This window comes from Lachnoclostridium phytofermentans ISDg (assembly GCF_000018685.1).
In the GTDB taxonomy this organism is placed as follows: domain Bacteria; phylum Bacillota; class Clostridia; order Lachnospirales; family Lachnospiraceae; genus Lachnoclostridium; species Lachnoclostridium phytofermentans.
The window spans coordinates 3,292,952-3,314,926 of the sequence record NC_010001.1 but is presented as its reverse complement, the minus strand read 5'-3'; the positions used below and the strand labels follow the sequence as shown (position 1 = coordinate 3,314,926).

20 protein-coding genes are annotated in these 21,975 nt (G+C 35.4%); all 20 read left to right on the top strand.

Annotation, left to right across the window (positions count from 1 at the left end):
• Nucleotides 1-198 precede the first annotated feature (198 nt).
• The 20 genes from CPHY_RS14055 (at nt 199) to CPHY_RS13960 (ending at nt 21,967) form a co-directional block, all read left to right on the top strand.
• Nucleotides 199-1,737: a YifB family Mg chelatase-like AAA ATPase gene (locus CPHY_RS14055; protein ID WP_012200737.1), complete on the top strand. Its 1,539-nt coding sequence runs from the start codon at nt 199-201 to the stop codon at nt 1,735-1,737.
• The gene (gene dprA / locus CPHY_RS14050; protein ID WP_012200736.1) at nt 1,738-2,847 is read left to right on the top strand and encodes a DNA-processing protein DprA; all 1,110 of its coding nucleotides are present in this window, start codon (nt 1,738-1,740) and stop codon (nt 2,845-2,847) included.
• Nucleotides 2,848-3,843: 996 nt separating this feature from the next.
• Nucleotides 3,844-5,916, top strand: coding sequence for a type I DNA topoisomerase (gene topA, locus CPHY_RS14045; RefSeq protein WP_012200735.1), 2,073 nt, complete (start codon nt 3,844-3,846; stop codon nt 5,914-5,916).
• A 327-nt stretch (nt 5,917-6,243) separates the two neighbouring features.
• Nucleotides 6,244-7,011 carry a GTP-sensing pleiotropic transcriptional regulator CodY gene (gene codY, locus CPHY_RS14040; RefSeq protein WP_012200734.1) on the top strand — a complete coding sequence of 256 codons (768 nt, stop codon included), beginning with the start codon at nt 6,244-6,246 and terminating at the stop codon, nt 7,009-7,011.
• Between the two features lie 614 nt (nt 7,012-7,625).
• Complete coding sequence (gene flgB, locus CPHY_RS14035) at nt 7,626-8,012, top strand: flagellar basal body rod protein FlgB (protein WP_012200733.1); 387 nt, start codon at nt 7,626-7,628, stop codon at nt 8,010-8,012.
• A gap of 16 nt (nt 8,013-8,028) precedes the next feature.
• Nucleotides 8,029-8,481, top strand: a complete 453-nt coding sequence (gene flgC / locus CPHY_RS14030; protein WP_012200732.1) for a flagellar basal body rod protein FlgC — start codon at nt 8,029-8,031, stop codon at nt 8,479-8,481.
• A gap of 20 nt (nt 8,482-8,501) precedes the next feature.
• Nucleotides 8,502-8,822 (top strand): flagellar hook-basal body complex protein FliE, encoded by a 321-nt coding sequence (gene fliE / locus CPHY_RS14025; protein ID WP_012200731.1) that lies wholly within the window; start codon nt 8,502-8,504, stop codon nt 8,820-8,822.
• A gap of 17 nt (nt 8,823-8,839) precedes the next feature.
• Nucleotides 8,840-10,435, top strand: coding sequence for a flagellar M-ring protein FliF C-terminal domain-containing protein (locus tag CPHY_RS20905; protein WP_012200730.1), 1,596 nt, complete (start codon nt 8,840-8,842; stop codon nt 10,433-10,435).
• Nucleotides 10,436-10,450: 15 nt separating this feature from the next.
• Nucleotides 10,451-11,470 carry a flagellar motor switch protein FliG gene (gene fliG / locus CPHY_RS14015; protein ID WP_012200729.1) on the top strand — a complete coding sequence of 340 codons (1,020 nt, stop codon included), beginning with the start codon at nt 10,451-10,453 and terminating at the stop codon, nt 11,468-11,470.
• Between the two features lies 1 nt (nt 11,471).
• Nucleotides 11,472-12,335, top strand: a complete 864-nt coding sequence (locus CPHY_RS20900) for a FliH/SctL family protein (protein ID WP_242658006.1) — start codon at nt 11,472-11,474, stop codon at nt 12,333-12,335.
• 216 nt (nt 12,336-12,551) lie between these two features.
• A complete protein-coding gene (gene fliI, locus CPHY_RS14005; protein ID WP_012200727.1) occupies nt 12,552-13,856 on the top strand; it encodes a flagellar protein export ATPase FliI in 1,305 nt (434 codons plus the stop codon).
• Nucleotides 13,857-13,955: 99 nt separating this feature from the next.
• Nucleotides 13,956-14,411, top strand: coding sequence for a flagellar export protein FliJ (gene fliJ, locus CPHY_RS14000; protein ID WP_012200726.1), 456 nt, complete (start codon nt 13,956-13,958; stop codon nt 14,409-14,411).
• Nucleotides 14,411-15,196: a MotE family protein gene (locus CPHY_RS13995; RefSeq protein WP_012200725.1), complete on the top strand. Its 786-nt coding sequence runs from the start codon at nt 14,411-14,413 to the stop codon at nt 15,194-15,196. Before fliJ ends, CPHY_RS13995 begins: the two co-directional genes overlap by 1 nt.
• Before the next feature lie 231 nt (nt 15,197-15,427).
• Nucleotides 15,428-16,825, top strand: a complete 1,398-nt coding sequence (locus CPHY_RS13990; protein WP_012200724.1) for a flagellar hook-length control protein FliK — start codon at nt 15,428-15,430, stop codon at nt 16,823-16,825.
• Nucleotides 16,826-16,842: 17 nt separating this feature from the next.
• Nucleotides 16,843-17,670 carry a flagellar hook capping FlgD N-terminal domain-containing protein gene (locus CPHY_RS20895; protein WP_012200723.1) on the top strand — a complete coding sequence of 276 codons (828 nt, stop codon included), beginning with the start codon at nt 16,843-16,845 and terminating at the stop codon, nt 17,668-17,670.
• Between the two features lie 219 nt (nt 17,671-17,889).
• Nucleotides 17,890-18,288, top strand: coding sequence for a TIGR02530 family flagellar biosynthesis protein (locus tag CPHY_RS13980; protein ID WP_012200722.1), 399 nt, complete (start codon nt 17,890-17,892; stop codon nt 18,286-18,288).
• Nucleotides 18,289-18,377: 89 nt separating this feature from the next.
• Nucleotides 18,378-19,817 (top strand): flagellar hook protein FlgE, encoded by a 1,440-nt coding sequence (locus tag CPHY_RS13975; RefSeq protein ID WP_012200721.1) that lies wholly within the window; start codon nt 18,378-18,380, stop codon nt 19,815-19,817.
• Nucleotides 19,818-20,020: 203 nt separating this feature from the next.
• Nucleotides 20,021-20,227, top strand: a complete 207-nt coding sequence (locus CPHY_RS13970; protein WP_012200720.1) for a flagellar FlbD family protein — start codon at nt 20,021-20,023, stop codon at nt 20,225-20,227.
• Between the two features lie 131 nt (nt 20,228-20,358).
• Nucleotides 20,359-21,159: a motility protein A gene (locus CPHY_RS13965; RefSeq protein WP_012200719.1), complete on the top strand. Its 801-nt coding sequence runs from the start codon at nt 20,359-20,361 to the stop codon at nt 21,157-21,159.
• Nucleotides 21,143-21,967 carry an OmpA/MotB family protein gene (locus CPHY_RS13960; RefSeq protein WP_408611175.1) on the top strand — a complete coding sequence of 275 codons (825 nt, stop codon included), beginning with the start codon at nt 21,143-21,145 and terminating at the stop codon, nt 21,965-21,967. Before CPHY_RS13965 ends, CPHY_RS13960 begins: the two co-directional genes overlap by 17 nt.
• Nucleotides 21,968-21,975: the final 8 nt, after the last annotated feature.

Genomic DNA, 21,975 nt, shown 5'->3' with positions numbered 1-21,975 from the left:
TAAAGCATGCTTTATGTTAATGACAAAGTAAAATTCCTGAAGTGTGCTTATTCTTTGTTTATAAAAGCTAGCTTATTCTTTGGTAATAAAAACTCATAAGCTTATTCTTTGTTAATAAAAACTCGTTGTCACTAAGATACTTGTCTGTTATAATATTTTTAGGTATTTGCTTTCCTTGGAGAGAGGAAAGGATATTGGATGTTTAGTAAGTCATTTTGTGCTGCGATTGATGGGATTGATGCCTTTATCGTGAATGTAGAGGCAGATGTAAGTGATGGACTTCCTAGCTTTGATTTAGTTGGATTTTTAGGCTCTGAAGTGAAAGAAGCGAAAGAACGGGTAAAAACGGCAATACGAAATTCTGGTTATTCATTGCCACCAAAGCATATCACTATCAATTTATCACCAGCTGATGTAAAAAAAGAGGGAACTGCCTTCGATTTGGCAATCGCCATAGCAATTCTAACCGCTTCCGGTTATATTCCCAACGATTATTTGGAACAAACTTTATTTATTGGAGAACTTAGTTTAGATGGAAAGATTCATCGTGTAAATGGAATCCTTCCACTTATTTGTACTGCACAAAAACAAGGTTTTAAACGCTGTATTGTACCGAAGGATAATGCAAAAGAGGGTGCAGTAGTGAGCGGAATTGAGGTGATTGGAGTCGAAAACCTTAGCCTAACTGTGGAGTTGGTATCTGGCATGATGACAATACTTCCTGAGTTTTTAGATGTTACCTCATTGTTTATGGAGCAAGAGGAAAGAAATACTCTGGATTTTTCTGATATTGTTGGTCAGGTAACAGCAAAAAGGGCTATTGAGGTTTCTGTTGCTGGTCAACATAATATCATGATGATTGGGACACCTGGTTCTGGTAAGACGATGCTAGCAAAAAGAATTCCCTCTATTATGCCTGAATTAAGCTTTGAAGAGAGTCTTGATATATCTAAAATTTATAGTGTATCTGGACAACTTGATAATAATCGTGTTTTGATCTTAGAAAGGCCATTTCGGTCCCCGCATCACACGATTACTCAAACAGCACTCATTGGTGGAGGACGATGTCCAAGACCTGGAGAAATCAGTTTAGCAGCCCATGGAGTATTATTTTTAGATGAACTAACAGAGTTTGATAATCGGACCTTAGAAGTGCTTAGACAGCCTCTAGAAGAGAAGGTAGTAACGATATCAAGGCTTCATGCTACCTATACATATCCAGCTAATTTTATGCTTGTTGCGGCTCTTAACCCATGTAAATGCGGTTATTATCCTGACCGAAGTAAGTGTAAATGTTCCCTGCAGCAAATCAAACAATATATTGGAAAGATTTCAAGACCACTACTAGATCGAATTGATATTTGTGTTGAAACGATTCCAATCGCGTATAAGGAATTAACTTATGGAAAGAGTAACGAGTCTTCCTCCATAATTAGAGAACGTATTAAAGAAGCACGAGAACGACAGTTATTCCGCTACCAAAAAAGTGGTAAGTATTTCAACTCTCAACTTTCACCCTCAGAAGTAAAAAAGTACTGTTCACTTGGAGATAAAGAACAAAAGATTTTAGAACAGGCGTTTACTTCAATGAACTTAAGTGCAAGAGCATATCATCGTATTTTAAAAGTTGCTCGTACCATAGCGGATTTAGAGGGGAAGGATTCTATCGAAAAGCATCATTTAATAGAAGCAATCGGATATCGGGGCGTAGATAGAAAGTATTGGGGGGAAGTTTAGATGGATTGTATAAAAAGGAATCGATTACTGTGGTATTGGATATCGAAAAACGAAGTGATAGGACATAAGACGATTGTTATGTTATTATACGCATTTCATTCCATTGAGGGCGTTTATCAAGCCAAACAAGAGGAGTTATTGAAGCTTGGCTTAAAAGAAGAAGTAATATCTTATCTAAATAAAAAATATTCGATGGAAGAATTAGAAAATGAATATAATTATACGAAAAAGCGTGGGATTCATTTTATTTGTATAGAAGATAAAGAATATCCAGAAAAATTAAAAAAACTTTATGATGCACCTTGGTTTCTATATTATCGTGGAGAGTTACCAAAAGATGACCTTCCCTCCATCGCTGTCATTGGAGCTAGAAACTGTAGTGCCTATGGCAGTGACGCTGCTTATTATTTTTCAAAAGAATTAAGTCTGTTTGGAATACAAATCATCAGCGGACTTGCAAGGGGTGTGGATGGCATGGCTCATAGCGGTGCATTAAGTTGCGGTGGTAAAACCTATGGTGTAATCGGTAATGGACTTGATTTGTGCTATCCTAGAGAAAATTATGGACTGTATCAAGAGGTCAATTTACATGGTGGAATTCTTTCGGAGTATCCGATAGGATCTAAAGCGTTACCGTATCATTTTCCTTTAAGAAATCGAATTATAGCTGCACTTTCTGATGGAATATTAGTAGTGGAAGCTAGAGAAAAAAGTGGTACATTGATTACGGTAGACAGTGGGTTAGAGCAAGGAAAGGACATATTTGCGTTGCCCGGAAAGCTAACCGATGTGTTATCCAAAGGCTGCAACTTATTAATTCAAAGCGGAGCTAAATTAGTGTTAAGTCCAGAGGACATTCTAGTGGAGCTTAGAAATCAGTATTCTTCTCTGTTAGGCGTTACTACAAGAGAGATTAACTCAACGAAGGAAGGATTAACTGAAGTAGAACAACTAGTTTACTCTTTCTTATCTCATGAGGCAATTCATGTTGAAGAGTTATTAATGAAAACAAATTTAAATCAAGGACAGTTATTAGAAGTTTTGTTTGAATTGGAAAGCAAACAGTATGTGAGAATGATATCTGGGCAGCAGTATGTAAGGACAATGTAATGAAGGGGAGTTTTTGTTCTTGTTAAGGACTTGCCTTATGTTTTGCGCATATTACAAAGAGCAGTTAGGATTGCATTTCTATAACATTAAGTGTTGTTAATAGTTATTAAATTCGTGTTATAATAGGTATAAAACATATGAATAGCATAAAAATAAGGAGATGAATTTTTACGTATTATATTCAATTGAATATAATGTAACCAAGGGGTAAAAGAAATTGAATCTTTCTCTTTACCCTTTTTTGCCTAAACGTATAAAATATCTAACCTAGCGGACAAATCAAACAATATATTGGAAAGATTTCAAGACCACTACTAGATTAAATAGATATTTCAAATTAGAATTAAATCATATTTGTTAATAATGACTATCAACAATGAGGAAAAAATTGTATGTAGGTTCATCTAAAATTCCATTGGGGAGGGGTTACAACATTTACATATTGCAATAAGATATATATAGAAGTATTCATTATCAACGTATTAAGATTGTTCGGGGTAAAGAGTGGGGAAAAGAAATTATACCTTTCTCTTTATCCTTTTTTGCTTTATCATATATCATATGTGTTGAAAACAAGAGTAAAATGCTTTATGATAGCATCTACAGGTATATGACACATGCCTTCACCATAAATTCTTCTTATATAATAAGGAATAAATAAAACATATCGAAAGAATATTTTAAAATTTATTAATAAATAAATAAGATAATTCATATACTTGTAACGAAAAAAGGCCAAGATTCTCTTGAAGAATTGTTGGTATATTATGAGATATAGGGTATATTATCGGAATTTGTTATACTATCATTCATTTATTTATTAAAATTTTACTTGAAAGCCAATTAGAAATAGTATATGATTATTTGAGTTTAGAGCTAAAAAAATGGGAAAATATGAAAATGTCTATAGAATAGAGAATAAGGTTAGATAATAATCTTTGTAAATTGTTTCGACGGAGATTAAAGTCTACTGATATATATGAGGGGAGTTTATCAATGCCAAAATATTTAGTAATTGTGGAATCACCTGCAAAGGCAAAAACAATAAAAAAATTTTTAGGAAATAATTATGAGGTTCTTGCATCAAACGGTCATGTAAGGGATTTACCAAAAAGTCAAATGGGAATCGATGTTGAGAATGGATTTGAACCTAAATACATTACGATTCGTGGAAAAGGAGATTTGCTAGCAAAACTCCGTAAGGAAGTAAAAAAGGCAGATAAAGTTTATCTCGCAACTGACCCTGACCGTGAAGGAGAAGCGATTTCTTGGCATTTATCACAAACGTTAAAGTTAGATGATAAGAGCGCAAGTCGAATTACCTTCAATGAAATCACAAAGAACGCAATTAAAAATTCGATTAAAGAAGCTCGCGATATTGATATGAATCTCGTGGATTCCCAGCAAGCAAGAAGAATGTTAGATCGAATGGTTGGTTATAAAATTAGTCCGCTCCTTTGGGCAAAGGTAAAGAGAGGATTAAGTGCTGGTAGAGTACAGTCAGTAGCACTTCGAATCATCTGTGACCGTGAAGAGGAAATTAACGATTTTGTTCCTAAGGAATATTGGAACCTAGATGCTTCTTTTAAAGTAAAAGGTGAAAAAAAGTCATTGGTTGCTAAATTCTATGGAGATACAAAAAAGAAGATTTCTATAGAATCCAAAGAAGAGATGGATAAAATATTAGCAGATTTAAAAGGTGCTCAGTTTAAAATTACGGAAGTAAAGCGTGGAGAACGTCAGAAGAAGTCTCCGCTACCTTTTACTACAAGTACCTTACAACAAGAGGCTGCAAAATTATTAAACTTTTCCACTCAAAAAACAATGCGTATCGCTCAACAGTTATATGAAGGTGTAGATGTAAAAGGGCATGGAACGATTGGTTTGATCTCTTACTTACGTACAGACTCTATCAGAGTTTCGGAAGAAGCAGATACAGCGGCAAGAGAATTTATAAAAACTCAGTACAAACCAGAATATGTAAACAGCCAGGACGTTAATAAAACAACCGGGAAAAAGATACAAGATGCTCATGAAGCAATAAGACCAACTTATGTAGATTTAACGCCGGTAATTGTAAAAGAGTCACTAAGCAGAGAGCAATTTCGTTTGTACCAGTTAATATGGAAGAGATTTATTGCAAGTCGTATGCAACCAGCGAAGTATGAGACTTCAACAGCGAAAATCGATGGAAATGGATATCGTTTTACAGTTGCATCCTCTAAGCTTATATTTGATGGGTTCATGGCTGTTTACGCGAGTGAGGATGAAGAGGAAGAAAACACAACTTCTAATATGATGTCCTTGTCTGAGGAGACACAATTAACATTTGAAGAATTCAACTCTAGTCAACACTTTACGCAAGCACCACCACATTATACAGAGGCTGCATTAGTAAAGACACTAGAGGAGTTAGGCATTGGTAGACCAAGTACTTATGCACCGACGATAACCACCATCATTGCAAGACGTTACGTGATCAAAGAAAATAAAAACCTTTATGTAACAGAGCTTGGAGAAGCTGTTAATCGAATAATGAAACAAGCTTTTCCTACCATCGTTGATGTAAATTTCACAGTAAATTTAGAAGCTTTATTAGATGGTGTTGAAGATGGAGTTGTAAACTGGAAGACAGTAGTAAGTAATTTCTATCCTGACTTAGAAAGTGCAGTACAAGATGCCGAAAAGCAATTGGAGCAAATAACTATTGAAGATGAAAAGACTGACGTTATCTGTTCTGAATGTGGAAGAAATATGGTTATTAAATATGGTCCACACGGAAAATTCTTAGCTTGTCCTGGATTTCCGGATTGCAGAAATACAAAACCTTACTTTGAAAAAATCGGTGTTGCATGTCCATTATGCGGTAGTGATATTATTATAAAGAAAACGAAAAAAGGCCGTAGATTTTATGGCTGTGAGAATAATCCAGAATGTGAATTCATGTCTTGGCAAAAACCATCCGGTAAGTTATGTCCAATCTGCAATGGAATTATGGTAGAAAAAGGACAAAAACTAGTTTGTGTCAATGAAGGCTGCGGACATGTAGAGAATAAAGAACAAAACTAAAAGTCTGAAAAGAAAGAGCAATAGTAAGAATGATACAAAATCATTAGTAAATGAGAGATAACTTCGGACTTTTTAGAAAACTTTCACTTGCAAAATGGTTTATAATGAGATTGTAAGAGAATTAGCTACAATCTCATTTTTTTTCAAAAAGTCTCAACTTTTAAAAAATAACAGAAACAAAATTATGAAATGTGTGTCAAAATAAGAAATTTACTATTGTTTTTTAAAAAAGAATGTGATAGAATGTAACAAGACTAAAGGTATATTATACCACATGTGAAATGTATGTTATGAATTAGGCCAAAATAAGGTCACGGGGGTTCTTACATGAGCGTACAATTGTTGGATAAAACCAGAAAAATTAATAAGTTATTGCACAATAATAACTCACACAAGGTAGTATTTAATGATATTTGTTCCGTACTTAGTGACATTTTAGAGTCCAATATTCTTGTGATTAGCAAGAAGGGAAAAGTACTAGGAATTAAAAACAGAACGGATATTACTCCAATCAGTGAATTGATCAAAGATTCAGTAGGTGGCTACATCGACGGTATGTTGAATGAACGTCTACTCAACATTTTATCAACAAAAGAAAATGTAAATTTAGCAACCTTAGGTTTTGAATTTGACGGTGTGAATGATTATCAGGCAATTATTACACCAATCGACATCGCCGGTGAGAGACTTGGAACCTTGTTCTTATATAAGAACAAAGACCAATATTCAATTGACGACATAATTTTAAGTGAGTATGGTACTACTGTAGTAGGGCTTGAGATGATGCGTTCCGTGAATGAAGAAAATGCGGAAGAAAACAGAAAGGTACATATTGTACGATCTGCGATTAGCACACTTTCTTTCTCTGAATTGGAAGCGATCACTCATATATTTGATGAACTAGAAGGAAATGAAGGTATCTTAGTTGCCAGCAAGATTGCAGACCGTGTAGGTATTACAAGATCTGTTATTGTGAATGCACTTAGAAAATTTGAGAGTGCAGGCGTTATTGAATCCAGATCTTCTGGTATGAAGGGAACTTATATTAAAGTTCTCAATGATGTAGTTTTTGATGAATTAAAAAAGATGCAATAAATCATGACAGATGCAATAAATCATAACAGACTTATAAGGCAACTTATGAGTCTGTTTTTTTGAGTATTACTTTACATAATCAGGTAATTGTAGAAGTGCAATTACTTTACATCAGGTATTTGTAGAAATACAATTAGTTTCATTTATCAGAATTATTTCATTTGATTGATAAAATTGAATAAAAAATCATTTATTAGCCAAATTGTTTGAAATAATATACGAAAATTATATAGGAAAAAAGTAGTTATTGTAATTTTAATCAATTTATGAAACAGTAGGTTTTGCTGATCTTTTTCCGTAATAATATCGTAAGGAAGTTTTAATAGTCCATATTACTTATTTTTAAAAGTTGTCAGAAATATTATAATTCGTTTATACGACAAAAAGATTCATTAATTTACTAAAAAATACAAAATCTAGTGTTATTCTTCATTTATTTTAAATATACCTTGTGTTTTTTTGGGCGTTTATTTATAATAGTAAAAGATTATTGAATAAAATGTCAGACAATCATAATATTGGAAAAACATCTATGCGAAAGCTTATGGAATGTATTTTAAAATTGTAAAAAAATTACTAGGGCCGTAGTGCCTAGATAGAAAGAGGGAGAAAAAATGATTGGTTCGAACGCATTCGGTTATATAAACATGCTGAATAAAGCTGCAGATGCCAGTGTGATACGTCAGGAGCTGTTATCTAATAATTTAGCCAACAATGATACGCCGAACTACAAACGTAAAGATTTAAACTTTGAATCGTATTTGAAAAAGGAATTAAAAGGGGACGAGGATTTGGATAAACGAGTTGCAAAAGCCAATCTATCAAAACTGGATGGTTCAATATACACAGACAGAGCAAATTTAAGTTATCGATACGATGGTAATAACGTAGATGTTGATGTAGAAGAAGGATATGTGGCAGAAAATCAAATTCGTTATTACACATTATTACAAACTATGACTGAGGAATTTCAACGCCTTAGAATGGTGTTATCAAGATAATTAGGGGGGTAATGTAATGTCTATTTTTAATGGCATGAATATTAGTGCGAGTGGTATGTCGGCTCAACGACTTAGAATGGATATTATCTCTCAGAATATTGCAAACGTAGAAACTACGAGAGATGAAAATGGTAATCCGTATCGCAGAAAAACAGTTGTATTTTCAGAAAGAGAATCTGGTAGCTTTGGTACTGTATTAGCACAAAAAGCTGCTAGTAAAGCTTCTGACACGCAGGGGAATGGCGTTAAGGTTACCGCAATTGTAGAAGATCATGTAACAGCAATGAAAAGAGTGTACAATCCATCCCACCCGGATGCAGATCAAGACGGATATGTAACCATGCCGAATGTAAATACGGTGACTGAAATGACAAACTTAATCAGTGCAACACGTTCTTATGAAGCGAATGTTACAGCTTTTAACGCTACAAAAAATATGCTTTTAAAAGGTCTTGAAGTAGGCAAGTAAAATAGGGAAAGGGGATAACAATGGATATCACTAGTATTTCATCTGTTCAGGGACTTGGCTCTCTTAAAAATGGAATCGTAAATGGTTCTGAGAGTGCAATTAAAAATCGTAATCAAACATTTGAGACGATGTTTCAGTCTGCACTTGATATGGTAAAAGAAACACAAGCGTATACAGATCAAGCAGAACAGGCAGCAATGGATTATGCGATGGGGGTAACAAATAGTACTCATGACTTGCAGATAGCGCAGACCAAAGCAAGTATTTCTTTGCAATATACCGTAGCAGTTCGCAACGCGGTTTTGGATGCATACAAGGAGATTATGCAACTACAATTTTAGCATACGAGGGTTAAATAATGCAGGAACGAATAAAACAGATACCTGTTCGCTTATTAGAAATATGGAAGAAATATAGTAAGAAGCAAAAAATAATTATTATTAGCGTAGTTAGTTCCGTTATCTGCGCTTTATTACTTCTTATCTTTCTACTTGGCAGAACGGAATATGTAGAGCTCATAAAACTTGAGGATACCAAAACGGCGTCACAAGCAATTGATATTCTTAAGGAGAACGGCATCGCTTATCAATTGAAAGACGATGGTGTAACAGTCTTAGTAGATAATTCGAAAAAGACAGAGGCAAAGTTATTAATTGCGGATAGTGAAATTGCTTCGAAAGCAAAGTTAAGCTTAGAACAATTACTAAACAACGATATGTCTACCACGAACTATGACAAGCAAACAAAGCTTCATCTATATTACCAAGGTGATTTAGAAGAGTTATTAAAGAAACAGGAAGGAATAGATGATGCAAGAATCAGTTATTTACCTTCCGATAAAAGATCTAGTATTCTAGAACAAGAAAAAGAAATTAGTTGTAGTATCTTTCTTACAATTAATAGTAAATTTAAAAAATCCTCTGCGGAGGCTATTGCAATTACTGTTGCAAATAGTTTAGGAAATGAAACTACGAATAAGGTTAAAGTAATCGATCAGTATGGTAATTTACTATACAATGGACCAGAAGATGAAGAGAGTGAATACACAAATAAAAACTTAGAGTTTCGTCAGGCGGTATTAGGTGATTACACTGAAAGAGTAGTGCGCTTTGGATTAATGAACGGTTTTGATTATGTAGAGCCAAGTTTCGCACTTGATATAAATTTTGATAAGACTACAGAAGAAATTCGTGAGTATTTTGCAGGAGAAGGTTTAGAGCAAGGGTTATATCAATCTTATCAAAAAATATCGTCAGAAAATCAAGGTTCTAACGGAGATATTCCAGGAACTGACTCAAATACAGATACCGATTACTACATACAGACTGAGAAATCCGGTAAAAGCAGTTATGATGAATTAAATATTTCTTATCTTCCTAGTGAGAAACTTACCAAGACGCTAAAGGGCTGGGGTATTGTAAATGTCGATACGTCAAAGGTTGCAATCGCGTTAAAACGTGTGAAGGATATCAAAGAAGAAGATTTAAAACTCTTGGGTCTTTTAAATGGAACGACCTTTGAGGAATATGTACTTAATAACAGTGAACCAAAACAACTAGATGTAAGCAAAGAATATTATACTTTGTTTGCAAATGCAACTGGACTTAATGAGAATAATATTTCTCTGATTATGTGGGAAGTTCCGAACTTTATCCCAACACCAAAGTCTGATGTAAACTGGCAGTTAATACTTGAGATTATACTTGCAGCATTAATTTTAGGTCTATTGATCTTTGTGGTATTCCGTGGTATGGCACCGGTAGAGGTAACCGAAATTGAACCGGAATTATCAGTAGAGCAGCTATTAGCTACTACAAAAGAAAATCAATCCTTAGATGATATTGAATTTAGTGAAAAATCAGAGACCAGACGTATGATTGAAAAATTCGTGGATGAAAATCCAGAAGCAGTTGCTAATTTGCTTCGTAATTGGTTAACAGACGGTTGGGGTTGATTAAGGAGGAAAGATATGGCTTTAAAGCAGGTATCATCAGAATTTACAGGTGTTCAAAAATCTGCAATCCTTCTGATTGCATTAGGACCGGAACGCTCAGCAAATATATTTAAGCATTTAAAAGAAGATGAAATTGAACAACTTACCTTGGAGATAGCTAATACAAGAAGTATCGCTCCTTCTACTAAGGAGGCGATTCTTGATGAATTCTATCAGGTATGCCTTGCTCAGCAGTATATTGCTGAGGGTGGTATTACTTATGCGAAAGACTTACTTGAAAAAGCCTTGGGAGCAGAGAAAGCAAAAGAAGTACTTGGAAAACTTACTGCATCCTTACAAGTGCGTCCGTTCGAGTTTGTTAGAAAAACAGATGCTAATCAATTATTAAACTTTATTCAAGACGAGCATCCACAAACTATAGCACTTATTTTATCTTATCTTTCTTCAGGACAGGCAGCAACGATTATTTCATCGTTAACGCCTGATAAGCAGGCAGATGTTGCAAAACGTATTGCTCAGATGGATCGTACGTCACCTGATGTAATTAAAGAAGTAGAGCGAGTATTAGAGAGAAAGTTATCCTCCTTGGTAAATCAGGATTACACAATTGCAGGTGGTGTCGATGCTATCGTTGATATCTTAAATACAGTTGACCGTGGTACAGAGCGCCATATTCTGGAGAATTTGGAACTCGAAGAACCAGAACTTGCAGACGAAATTCGAAAGAAGATGTTCGTATTCGAAGATATTATTACGCTTGATGACAAATCCATACAGCGTGTGCTTCGTGAAGTGGATAACAACGAGCTTGCAGTTGCCCTTAAGAGTACAACAGAAGAAGTACAGAGCATTATCTTCAATAACTTAAGTAAGCGTCTTGCTGCAATGATTAGAGAAGATATGGAATTTATGGGACCTGTACGTCTTAAAGATGTTGAAGAAGCTCAACAGAAGATTGTTAATATTATAAGAAAGCTGGAAGACTCTGCTGAAATCATCATTTCCAGAGGTGGGGGTGACGAGATCGTTGTCTAATGTGATAAAGGCATATTCGATTCGGTATGAAGAAGAAAAAAAGGTAATTGATACAAATTCCCTATCGGAAGAACATATTAAGAAGTTTTTAGACAGTATAATAAACAGAACCGAAGTCACAAGCGAGATTGCGTGTGGTAAGGAAGGATTTGTCGAAGGGTTGTCAGCAATAAAAGTTGAGGCAATATCAGAGGAAGATGAGCCAAACGAAGAAGATTTGATTAGACAATCAGAAGAGCAGATGCTTGAAAATAATCGTAAGCTGGTGGAACAATCACAGCAGATTATTGAACAGGCAAAATCTGAAGTTGCTCATATGATAAATCAAGCAAAGCTTGATGCAGATAAGATAAAAATTGAAATCGTGCAAAAGGCAAAGCAAGAAGGATATGAACAAGGCTTACAAGAGGCTTTGGTGGAGCAACAGAAAAAAATTGACGAATTAAATGCAGAAAAGAATCGTTTGAAAGAAGAATATGAACAAAAGGTAAGAGATTTAGAACCTTCCTTTATCGATTTATTTCTTAATTTTATGAAGCATTTTACTGGAGTTTTAATAGAGAATAAAAAGGAAATCATCTATCATTTGATTGAACGGGAGTTTCTTACGATAGAAAACAGTAACTCCTACCTAATTCGAGTTTCTCGTGATGATTTTGAAACAGTTCATTCTAAGAAAGACGAAATTGCCTCGAAACTGAAAGAGAATACGGAACTTGAAATTGTGGAGGATCGTCTTCTTAACAAAGGTCAGTGTCTAATAGAGACAGATAGTCGTGTCATTGATTGTAGTTTGGATGTCCAATTAAAGAATTTAATGACTGACATGAAATTACTGGCAGGTAAGTGTGAAGAGAATTTCTAAGGCGCCAAGTGACGCCGCCTAAGAAATTCTAAAACTTCACACGGATATATGTTCCTGCATAATCCTCGGTACATATATCCGGCCTACTAAGCGGGCATGTTTGGAAGTGTGAATAGAATTTCATGCATTGCTTGTGCCTGCTTCTTCTTCGGCACATATATCTACTAAACAGACATGATTTCAAGTGTGCAGAATTGTGACAGAATGGAGTTTATAATGATAGATTTTAACAAGTATGAAGAACTTCTAATGAAATCATATGCAAACCGTTTGGGTAAGGTAACAAAGGTAGTTGGACTAACGGTGGAATCTATCGGGCCTGACGCCAGTGTTAATGACCTTTGCGAAATTATTTCACAAGACAAAAGCATAGTAGTGAAGGCAGAAGTAATTGGCTTTCGAGACGATAAACTTTTGCTTATGCCATACGATGACATCACAGGTATTGGTGTTGGTAGTATGGTATTAAACAAAAAAGAACCATTGCTTGTAAAAGTCGGTGATGAATTGCTTGGTCAAACGCTAGATGGTTTAGGAAATCCCATGGATATGAGCACTCTTTCGTTAAGTGAAAGTTATCCTGTTGATGCAAAAGCTCCAGATCCTATGGACAGGGAATTGATAGGAGAGGTATTATCACTCGGGGTTAGAGCTGTTGATGGCTTGTTAACGATAGGAAAAGGGCAGCGTATTGGTATCTTTGCAGGTAGTGGTGTTGGAAAAAGTACATTACTTGGTATGTTTGCAAGGAATACGAAAGCTGATATCAACGTAATTGCATTAATCGGAGAGCGTGGTAGGGAAGTAAAAGAATTTATCGAGAGGGATCTAGGACCGGAAGGCGTGAAGCGTTCTGTCTTAGTAATTGCAACCTCGGATAAGCCAGCTCTTATACGAAAAAAGGCAGCGAAAACTGCTACAGCGATAGCAGAGTATTTTAGAGACAAAGGAAAAGATGTTTTGTTAATGATGGACTCGTTAACAAGATTTTCAATGGCCCAAAGAGAAATTGGATTAGCCAGTGGAGAACCACCTGTTTCGAGAGGATATCCTCCAAGTGTTTACTCTGAGATGCCAAAGCTTCTAGAAAGAGCAGGTAATAGTGACAAAGGTTCTATTACAGGGCTTTATACTGTTTTAGTAGATGGTGATGATTTTAATGAGCCAATTACTGATACAGCAAGAGGTATCTTAGATGGACATATTGTGCTTTCTAGAAAAATGGCGCAAAAGAATCATTATCCAGCAATCGATGTATTGGCAAGTATCTCTCGTGTTATGAGTGCAATTGCAACTTCGGAACATAAAAAACTTGCAGGTAAGTTAAAAATGGTATTGGCAACATATCAGGATGCAGAGGATTTGATAAATATCGGAGCCTACAAACCTGGTACAAACAAAAATATTGACTATTCCATGAGAAAGATTGAACAGGTTAATGAGTTTTTATGCCAACAAGTTGATGATAAAGCGGATTTTGAGGATACCATTCATAAATTAGAAAGTATATTCGAAGATTAATCAGATAAAATTGAATAATTTTGTGTTTGCTAAAAAATACAAACGAAGGATACGCAGAAAAGCACACGCATGAATGTGTGAGCAGGAATGAGGACAGTTATGAAGAAGTTCGTCTATCCGATGCAAAGTATATTAAACATAAAAAATAAGCTAGAAGAGCAAGAAAAAAATAATTATGGTATTGCAAAAGCTAAATTAATGGAAGAAGAGCATAAGTTAATGGAGTTAGTAGAGAGAAAAGATTCCTATGAATTTCAGATAAAGGAAGCTATGTCTTCGACACTTAACATTGCAAATATTCGAAGATTAGAAGATGCGATAGAGTCAATGAAGCAGTTTATAAAGCAGCAAAGTAAGGCTGTTGTAAAAGCAGAGCAAGCGGTAGAGTTAGCGATGCAAAGACTTAAGGATGCAATGATTGAACGAAAAACCCATGATAAACTTAGAGAAAACGCCTTTGAAGGTTATATCAAAGAATATGTGGGGGAAGAAATGAAGGAAATTGATGAACTAGTCAGCTTCCAATACGGCAAGAAAGTAAAGGAGAACGTATAATGGCAAGAAAGAAACGTGATGAGTCGGATAAGAAGAAAAAATCAAATGGTACGCTGGCAACGATTCTTGTGGTTGTTGGTATTATGTTGATCTGGCTTCTTCTCTTAGGAGTATTGTTACGCTTAGATGTTGGTGGCATCGGTACTTCATTGCGTCCGTCATTCAAGAATGTTCCGATATTGAAAATGTTATTGCCTCCGGTTACGGAAGAACAGCTGATATGGGAAGAAAATTATCCTTATGAAAGTATTACAGATGCGGTTAACCGAATTAAAGAACTAGAAGTTGAGTTAGATACTGCATTACAATCGAGTAAAACATACACGGATAGGAATGCACAATTAGAAGCTGAAGTTGCAAGATTAAAAGTATTTGAAGATAATGTTCTTGCTTTTGAGAATCGAGTAAAGGCATTTGATAAAAACGTTGTTTTTAATAACAAGGCTCCGAGTATTGAAGAATATAAAAAATACTACGAAGAAATCAACCCATCAACAGCAGAAGAAATTTACCGTTTGGTATTAGAACAATTGCAATATGATGCTAGCATTATAGAGAAAGCAAAAATTATCAAAACGATGAAACCTACTCAAGCTGCTCAAGTAATTGAGGAGATGACAGCAGATATTGAATGGACCGCAAAAGTATTACTTAGCATGAAAGCAGATGAAAGTGCAGCTATCTTTGATAAGATGAATAAGCTCTATTCAGCGAAAATATTCAAAAAAATGGCTGACATGGATGAAGATAAGCTAAATAGTATAAAGGCAAGTTTAACAAATTAAGATATTAGCGTAAAAATCTAAGGTATTTTATACGGTATGAAAAGCTTAATAAGCAAAAGCAAAAGCAAGACAAGCAATAGTTTGATACGCGAAAGCATGACTAGCGAAAGCATACAAGCAATAGTTTGATACGCGAATGCAAGACATGGTGAAAGCAAAACAAGCAACGGCTTGTTGAGCTAAAGCTTAATAAGCTTAACATAAATAAAAATGTAAGAAAGGAGGAACACGATGCAGATGCAATCAATAGGTGGAGTAGATACTGCAAGTTTACTAAGCTCTATAGCTTTTGAAGGTAAGACTACGAATAGCCCAAAGACGATGTCTTTTGATAAGATGTTACAGGGAAGCACTGAGGCGAAGTCAAAGGCAGAACCAGTTAAAACTACTTTTCAAGATAAGAATAAAGGCTCTTCTACGAAAGTATCAAAGGATAATACTAAAATAGCACCGAAGGATAATACAACAGTAGTTAATAATGAAGCTACGAAGGTACCTGTGGCTAAAGAGAGTAATACTTCCGATACAAATTCGGTGACTAGTCAAACAGAGAAGCAAGATTTAACGAATCAAACAGATAGTATTACGAAAGCTGTGGAGGAAGTAAAGGAAACAATTCTTAAGACTCTTTCCATTACCGAAGAAGAATTAACCGAATTTATGAGTATTCTGGGGATTTCCATGCTGGATTTATTAAATCCTGAGAGTTTAAAGCAATTAACCCTTGCTAGTGCTGGTACTGAAGATATCACTATTCTTTTGACCGATGAAAATTTAAATCAGTCATTAAATCAGTTATTGGACTCACTTGATCAAATTATGGATCAATGTGGAATTAAGCAAGAGGATGTTTTAGCACTACAAAACATGGAGAAAGAATTTGCAACTATTCTAGGACAATCCGAGGATGATATGAATACTGAGAAACCTGTAGAGGGTATTAGTAATAACAATGTCAAAGTACAGGAACAAAGGGATGATGTAGATTCGAAGGAAGAAACTTCTGTTAACTTTGAGTTTACTGCGGTAAAACACTCAGATGAAGGTATTACGAAGCAATCCACAGATAGTCAGAAGAAGGATCAAACACCAGAGAAGCAAATAACATCAGGGGAACAGTTTTTAAATCAGTTAACTCAGACAGTTACAACAAGAACAGATTTTTCTGATGAATTAACTACAGTTCAGGAGCTGCGTGATATAACAAATCAGATTGTCGAACAAATAAAAGTAGTAATTAAACCATCGCAAACATCTATGGATATGATGTTAAATCCAGAACATCTTGGAAGAGTGCAACTTAACATAAGTTCCAAAGAAGGCGTTTTAACTGCTTCATTCATAACTCAAAATCAGGTTGCGAAAGAAGCAATCGAAAGCCAGATTCAAGTGCTAAAAGAAAATCTTGAGGCACAAGGGTTAAAAGTTGAAGAAATTGAAGTTACTATAGCTAACTTTTCATTTCAACAAAGTAGCCAAATGAATGGAGAAAATAAAAACAGTGAGCAAGGAAAAGCAAAAACAAATAAAGCTCTTCGATTGGATAGTTTAGAAGATATTCCAGTGGAAGAAGAGGAAAATGAGAATTTGAATGTTTTATCTGGTTCAAACTTTGATACCTCAGCTTAACTTGCAGAAAGGGTAATATGGCAGAAATTATCGGTAGTGTTAAAGAAGGTATTTTAGAACAAACGAATACCGCCATTACAACAACAAACAAAACGAAACTGGGATCTTCCGAGCTTGGTAAAGACGCATTCTTACAATTATTAGTATGTCAGATGCAGAACCAAGATCCTTTAAATCCAAGTACTGATACCGAATTTGTTTCTCAGTTAGCAACATTTTCACAACTAGAAGAATTGCAAAACTTAACAGCTTCAACTGATAAATCACAAGCATTTTCGTTGGTTGGAAAAGATGTTATCTTGAATGCTACAGACAGTAATGGAAGAACAACTTATATCAGTGGAACCGTTGATTTTATCAATATGTCAAAATCAAAAGTGCAGCTTTCTGTAAATGGCGAATTATATGATATGAGTCAGCTGTATACCGTTGTTGATAAGAACTATATTATTGAACAGGGTAGACCAAAGGTTCCTGATAAGGTAAACTTTGAATTTGATGCTAACAAGCCAAGTGATCTTACATTTGAAGTTAACCTTGGAGAAGGCGAAACAGTAGCAAATCAAGTTGCTGTTATCATTAACAATCTTATTCTTGATTCAAAACATGTATCACTGAATGGTAATAAACTTACAATTAGTAAAGATATCTTATCTGCGTTACCAAACGGAGAATATAAACCTGCAATTGTATTTAATGATGCTTTATATACTACAGTATCCGATCAGGTTCATATTAAGGTTGTAAATTCTGGAGTGACAAGTATGCCATCAGGAGAAGAGAATAAGGAATCCGAGAATACTGGAAATGATGAAAATGGTGAGATAGAAGATACGTTAGTATAAGTGGAACAAGCAGCTTATTTTTGTCGCCGACAGTAGTGAAAGTAAAGCTTTTTCACTGAAAGTAAAACATTTTCACTAAAAGTAAATAATTTTCACCGAAAGAAAAACATTTTCACCAGAAAAGTAAATTATTTTCACTCAGTAAGTTTGTGTCTACGCTGCGCACACGAACTTGATAATATTTATTATCTTTTCAGCAGCGCAGAAAAGAGGAAAAGTATGAATCAAATAAATAAAAACTTTACCTCCATCGAGCAGGCAGCAAGTAGGTATCTGCCAAGAAGTAATAAGCAAACGACATCCTCCATATTGCCGAGTGGTAAGAGCTTTGAAGAAATCTTATTGGAGCAACAATCTACCACAAAGGATGAGGAACTTAAATTCTCAAAACATGCGAATGAGCGCCTATTAAGTAGAAATATTGATTTAACAAGTTCTCAATTAGAACGGTTACAATCAGGAGCGAAAATGGCAAGTGAAAAAGGAATCAAAGAGTCGTTAGTCATGGTGGACAATCTCGCATTTATTGTAAACATTAAAAATAATACCGTAGTAACTGCAGTGAATGATGGAGATGATAGAGTATTTACTAACATTGACGGTGCAGTAATAATGTAAAGATGTGAATGAATCGCTGGACCTTCGGGAAGCGATATTAGTGGATTGACAGAAACTAATCACATTCACCTAGTAGGAGGTTTTTTCTTATGATGAGATCATTATATTCTGGTGTATCAGGACTTAGAGTTCACCAGACCAAGATGGACGTTATTGGTAATAATATATCAAACGTTAACACAGTAGGCTTTAAAGCAAGTTCTGCAACATTTTCTGATATTTTATATCAGACAACCAAAAGTGCTTCTGGTCCTAACCCAAATACTGGAACAGCTGGTACAAACGCAATGCAGATTGGACTTGGTGCAAATCTTGCATCCATTACAGCAAGCATTACAAAAACCGGTGGTTCTCAAAGAACAGACAATCCTTTCGATTTGATGATTGAGGGAGATGGTTTCTTTGTAGTAAATAACGGTGTAGGTAACTTTTTTACCAAAGCAGGTTCTTTTAACGTAGATGCAGCAGGTACTTTATGTACACCAACTGGTGCAACCGTAATGGGATGGCAGCCAAGTAGAGAGGATCCAAGAAAGACGGTACCAGGTTCAGTTTCACCGCTTCGTATTATGTCGCCGGAGAATCTTTATTCTGCACCAGAAGCTACCACTGATATCTATCTTCACGGAAACATCGATAGTATGGATACAAACCTAACATCATCGACAGGACGTATTGTGAACATGTCTTTCTTTGATAATTTAGGTAATAGCTACACTGCAGAAGTTAAGATCAAGCAAAGTGAAGATTCTAAGAGTGATTATAAGGTGACCATTCAAAATATCTATGATAAAAAAGGTGATTCTATCTTCGCTAAGAAAGTAGTTGATCCAGACACTGGTGATATTACATACGAGGCTTCAAACATTACAGACTTTAATTTTGGTAATGGTACTGGTTCTGTCACAGTTAATGATGATGGAACGATAGAAGTAGATTGTGATGAAATCGACCTTAAATTCAATGGTGCAAATGGTAACTTCGTTAGCGTAGGTGATGATGCAGACAATGCTACCAGCATTAAGTTTAAGGTAAATGCTGATCCTGACCCATTTAAGGATGTTAATATTGATTTCTCTTCCATTACTATGTACAACAACAGTGGTACAACAACAGTAGAGTCCACTAAGGGAGCAAAAGCTGATGGAACTGGTGCAGGTAAGGCAGCTGGTAATATGTCAGGTATTTCTATTGACCAACAGGGTATGATTTTTGGTACTTATGACAATGGAGACCGTAAATTACTAGGACAAGTTGTTGTTGCAACATTCTCTAATCCAGCTGGATTAGAAGCGATAGGAAATAATATGTTCTCTGCAACACCAAACTCTGGAGAATTTAACGGTGTTGGTGAGGACATCACATCATCCGGTGGTAAGTTCATAACAGGTGTACTTGAAATGTCGAACGTTGACCTTTCACAGCAATTTACAGAAATGATAACAACACAAAGAGGTTTCCAGGCAAATTCAAGAATAATAACAACCTCAGATACCCTTCTAGAGGAGTTAATTAATTTGAAGAGATAAGTGTAAAGAGAATTTCTAAGGCACCAAAAGACGCCGCCTAAGAAATTCTAAAGCTTTACACGAAAGTTTGTGCCTGCGTAATCCTCGGCACAAACTTCCAGCCTACTGAGTAAGCATGTATTCAGTGTAAGATTTATTTAACTTCCTGTGTCTGATGTAACGGCTTTGGATGCAGGAAGTTCTAATGGGGAAGGGAGGATATCATGATTAATCTGACTAGGTTAAATGATATACCATTTACGCTAAATTGTGAGTTAATAGAAATCATAGAGGAGGTTCCGGATACGGTAATTACCTTAGTGAATGGGAAGAAAATATTCGTAAAAGAAAGTAGACAAAATGTTGTAACTTTAGTAAAATTGTATAAAAAAGAAGTTTTCTGTCAGACAATATCGGGTAATGACGAATAATTTCTAAAAAAGTAATTTTGAAAAAAAGCACTATAAGTGCTGAAGATATAAAAATTTTATAAAGATTTCAAAGTTTTAAAGTTTCTATAAGCAATAGAAGTTGAATATTTTACGATAGGTGGGTGGTTTTTTTGGATTTAGCATCCGTAGTTGGTTTAGTGTTAGCAATGATCCTTGTTATCTTTGGTATCACAATAGGGGATGGTTTCTCAGCGATTATGGCTTTCGTAGATAGAGACTCAGTCTTAATTACTTTTGGTGGTGCGTTCTTTACAGTTTTAGCTATGAGTCCTAGTTTTGCTGAATTTTTCAATGGTTTAAAGAGTTTTGCTTTAATATTAAAGCCGCTTCCTTCCAATGAGAAGGAAACAATTGAAAGCATCATCACTTTATCTAATGTTGCTAGAAAAGAAGGATTGTTAGCACTTGAAGAAGCAGCAAACAGTATTGAAGATGAATTTATGAAAAAGGGAGTTCTTCTCATCGTTGACGGAACAGATCCGGAATTGGTAAGAAGTATCCTGGAAACTGAACTTGGTTGTATTGAAGAACGTCATAAGTCAGTTATTGGTTTTTGGGATAATCTTGGTGCTATGGGTCCTGCTTGGGGTATGATCGGTACCTTGATCGGTTTGATTAACATGCTTGGTAAAATGGAGGATGTTGCTTCCGTTGGTCCTAATATGGCGGTAGCATTAGTTACTACATTCTATGGTTCCATGTTGGCGAACTGGATTTGTCTTCCAGTGTCAAATAAATTAAAATCAAACAATGCAAGTGAAATTATGATGAAGGAAGTTATGGTGGAAGGCTTACTGTCAATTCAGGCAGGTGAGAACCCTCGAGTAATTGAAGAAAAATTGAAATCCTTCCTGTCCCCTGCAAAACGTAGTGAGTTAGTAGGACAAGAAGGTGGTGAAGCGATTGGCTAGAAAGAAGAAAACGGAAGAGGCTTCAGCAGGAGCACCATTGTGGATGAATACGTTCGCAGATTTGATGAACCTTCTGTTATGCTTTTTCGTGTTATTATTTGCTTTTTCTAATGTAGATCAAGAAAAATTTGACCAGGTTGCAGCTTCCTTATCCAGTAGCTTTAGTATCTTTAGTGGAGGGCATTCCTCTATTGGAGATGGTCAATTAATCAATATGGGAGTTTCACAATTGAATGATTTTAATCAGTACTTCACTAATATGGGACAAACCATAGATAGTGTTGACGGAGAAAAAATTGATGAGCTAAAGCAGCTCCTAACAGAAGCGAATAAAGCTGAAACTGAAAAAATGTATGAGAATATTACTGAGATGAGTGGTCAATATAACCTAGATAAATATTTGGATATTGAGACAGACAAAACAGGCGGTCAATACGTTTTAATCAATATTAGCGGTTCCTTACTTTACGATTCTGGTAAAGCACAGCTTAAAAGTGAGGCGCTTCCTATCTTCTCAAAAGTTGGTGACATCTTAAAAACATATAAAGGATATCGAATCTCGGTAATTGGACACACCGACAATGTACCAGTAACTTCTGGAATATATCGCAGCAATAAAGAATTATCTTCAGCGAGAGCAATCAATGCTGCAGAGTACTTAATCGATGTGAAAGGAATTGATCCATCCAATATCGAATGGATTGGTCGAGGAGAATATGATCCAATCGCTGACAATAGTAGTGAAGCAGGAAGATCCAAAAACAGACGTATCGAGATTAGAATTTATAATTCTCTAAATACAAACTAAGATAGCCT